Annotated in this window: 3 protein-coding genes and 2 pseudogenes; 3 read left to right on the forward strand and 2 right to left on the reverse strand. The window is 55.2% G+C overall.

Features of this window, described 5'->3' with window-relative positions; genetic code table 11:
* The 3 genes and pseudogenes from DW49_RS1000000131765 to DW49_RS0105615 all read left to right on the forward strand — a co-directional run.
* Positions 1-89, forward strand: a pseudogene (locus DW49_RS1000000131765) (IS5/IS1182 family transposase); the annotation flags it as partial.
* Between the two features lie 381 nt (positions 90-470).
* On the forward strand, positions 471-653 hold the full coding sequence (locus tag DW49_RS0105610; RefSeq protein WP_007253326.1) for a type II toxin-antitoxin system HicA family toxin: 183 nt from the start codon (positions 471-473) through the stop codon (positions 651-653).
* A 32-nt stretch (positions 654-685) separates the two neighbouring features.
* Positions 686-1,111 (forward strand): type II toxin-antitoxin system HicB family antitoxin, encoded by a 426-nt coding sequence (locus DW49_RS0105615; RefSeq protein WP_005622461.1) that lies wholly within the window; start codon positions 686-688, stop codon positions 1,109-1,111.
* Positions 1,112-1,414: 303 nt separating this feature from the next.
* Here DW49_RS0105615 and DW49_RS1000000133040 read toward each other — a convergent pair whose 3' ends face one another.
* Entirely contained in the window at positions 1,415-1,582 is a 168-nt protein-coding gene (locus DW49_RS1000000133040) for a hypothetical protein (RefSeq protein WP_169338176.1), read from the reverse strand.
* Between the two features lie 173 nt (positions 1,583-1,755).
* Positions 1,756-2,916: pseudogene (locus tag DW49_RS1000000129565) on the reverse strand (IS3 family transposase).
* Between the last annotated feature and the right edge of the window lie 65 nt (positions 2,917-2,981).

Consider the following 2,981-nt stretch of genomic DNA (forward strand, 5'->3'; position numbering starts at 1 on the left):
GGGCGGTGGCTTCTCGATTTGACAAACTCAAGAGAAACTATGAAAGCGTCATAGCAATGGCCTGCGCTTTTCTGTGGCTACCAATGTGAAACGGGAACAGACCCTAATAAAGCAGTAATGCACGCGCAAGTCGTGCCTTCGGCACGGCGCGTATATCCGCGACTATACGTACGTGAAACAGCCTGTCTAAGCGGCCCAGGGCGATAAAGCTGCCCTGCCCTGGCCTACGGCCACCCTGCGGGCGCTAAGACCCGGATAAATCGGCCTGGAACGGCAAGCCGCCCCAGTCCTCAACCGGGCGCGTGTGCGCGCAGGCTGCTCAGAAAATTATGCGCATGGTCAATCGCTCTTTGCCTTCAATGAAGGCATGCGTTTTGGACTTCGACCGACTTAATAAATGCATCATATGTGTTGCTCTTGCAGCATTTATGTTGCATACTGATCTTACCGAAACGGCAAGGACTGAAGCAATGAAGTGCAGCGAGTTTCGGCGATGGTTACAGGCTCAAGGCGCTGAGTTCAAAGCGGCCAAGGGCAGCCACTTCAAGGTGTACTTGAATGGCAAGGCGACCATCTTTGCGGACCACGGCAGCAAGGAAATGCACGAAGGGTTACGTAAATCGATCATCAAACAGCTGGGCCTCAAGGATTGAGGCTTGGCTGTACCGCTGACCAGTGAGGCCCTATGTATCAGTACCCGTTAGAACTGCATCAGGAACCAACCGGCATCTGGTTGTCATGCCCGGATATTCCCGAAATGAACGCCTCGGGTGACACCTTGGACGAGGCGCTGGCCGAAGCCCTGAACGGCATGGAGTCGGCCTTTTCGCTCTACGTTGACCAGCGCCGCAAGATCCCGCAGGCGTCGCTGCCATCCGGCGATGAGTTGGTGATGCACCTGCCTGCGCTGACTGTCGCCAAGATCATGCTGTGGAACAGCATGTTGGACAATGGCGTGAGCCGGGCCGAACTGGCGCGCCGTCTGAGCTGTACGCGGCAAGTTGTGGATCGGCTGGTGGACTTCCTGCACACCTCGAAAATCGAGCAGGTGGAGCGGGCATTGGCTGTGCTGGGTCGGCGCATAACGTTGAGCATTGAGCAGGCTGCGTGACGCATAACACTGGATCATTCCAGCCAGTCCAATGCGTTGCGTAGCGCCCAGCGGACGAGCTGGCTTGCGACGATGGACAGGGCCAGCCGCCAAAACCATTGAAAGGCGCGAATGATGTGCTTGAGCATGTTGCTTCCTCATAGTTGATATCGCCAGTGTGTTGTCATGACAGGCAGTGCTCAACCCGTGGTATTTCCGCAGGTGGTGCGCCGTCTGTCACGACTGCTGACGAGTCATTCTGAGGGGTAAAAAAAGGCGTTCTAAAATGGGGTTTGCATAGTTCAAACGCCTTGTGATGCGCTGTTAGCCGATCCGGAAACGCTCGTTGAACATGACGCCTTGTAGCAGATGCAAGGCGACCAGATTGCCGCCTACGGTGTTTTGCCAAGCTTTATGGGTCGTTTCGTAAAGGGCGTCAATTTCCTTTAGCAGCAGACGGTAGCGTTGGACTTCCAGAATCAGACGCCGCACGTCATGGCCCGCCCGGTGTGTAAAGTACGATAGCTAAAGCAAGGACGGCCTATATGAAGATATTTTTTGTACTGATGGTAATAGTTGGGATGTTGGGTAGCGGGACTGCGATGGCTGTGACTGGGAACGAGCTTTCCGAGCAATGCCAAGCTTCAATCAAAGATCTGTAGTGGTCAACTCATCCCGGACACGACGTTAAGGTTTTTCTCGTACTGAGCGGGCGCCAGTCCATCATTGAACTGGTGTGGCCGAATCCAGTTGTAGCGATGCATCAGATAATGACTGATATCCCGCTGAGCCTCTTGGGCCGTCATGTAGCCCACGGTCGGTATCCATTCAGTTTTCAAACTGCGGAACACACGCTCCATCGGCGAGTTGTCGTAGCAATTACCTCGGCGACTCATGCTCTGGCGTATGCGGTATCGCCAAAGCCGCTGGCGAAACTGTCGGCTCCCGTATTGGGCGCCCTGGTCGGAGTGAAACAGCAGGCCCTGAGGCTTGCCGCGTTGCTCATAAGCCATGTCCAGCGCCTTGATCACCAAGTCCGTATCCGGCTTGTTCGAAAACGCCCAACCCACAATCCGACGCGCATAAAGATCCATAACCACTGCCAGGTAATGCCATTTCCTGCGCCCAGATGTAGGTGATGTCGCCACACCAGACCTGATTGGGCGCGGGTACATCGAACTCCCGATTCAAAATATTCGGAATATCAGGCCGCTCCGCTGTTGCGTGTTTATAAGTATGCGAGCCTGGTTGCTTGCTGATTAATCCCAGTTCCCGCATCAGGCCACGCACCTTGAATCGACCGATTTGCTCGCCATCCTCCTGCATCATCGACACGATACTGCGGCTGCCGGCAGCGCTTCGACTTTTCCCGAACAGCTCATTGACTCGGCTGAGTAAACGAACCCGCTCGGGGTCTGGAGCCCGGCGTCGCAGGCAATGGTCGTAGTAGCACGAGCGAGGTATCTCGAACGCTTCGCACAGCAACTCGATCGGCTCATGGGCACCGAGCTGATCGATCAGCGCATGCGCTCGTGTTCTTCCGACATCAAGAGCGCGGTAGCCTTTTTTAAAATGGATTTCTCCCGCTCAAGACGGGCGATCCGGGCTTCTAGTTCCTGGATTTTCTGCTGCTCTGGCGTCAGGGCTTTGCTCTGAGGCGTTACGCCATTGCGCTCCTGCTGGAGTTGGCTCACCCAACGACGCAGCGCAGACTCGACCACCCCAAGCGAACGGGAGGCTTCGATGTGGCTATAGCCTTGATCGAGCACGAGGCCTGCGGCCTCGCGTTTGAATTCAATGGAAAAGGTACGGCGTTGTTTGGTCATCAGACACCTCTATATCTGGCGATATTCTCGCCTAAATGAGTGTCCGGAATCATTAGACCACTACA

The sequence above is a fragment of the Pseudomonas avellanae BPIC 631 genome (genome assembly GCF_000444135.1).
In the GTDB taxonomy this organism is placed as follows: Bacteria; Pseudomonadota; Gammaproteobacteria; order Pseudomonadales; family Pseudomonadaceae; genus Aquipseudomonas; species Aquipseudomonas avellanae.

Bases quoted from the DNA above. Each gene is read 5' to 3' on its own strand.
- DW49_RS0105615 (WP_005622461.1), top strand. From the start codon at position 686: ATGTATCAGTACCCGTTAGAACTGCATCAGGAACCAACCGGCATCTGG.
- DW49_RS0105610 (WP_007253326.1), top strand. From the start codon at position 471: ATGAAGTGCAGCGAGTTTCGGCGATGGTTACAGGCTCAAGGCGCTGAG.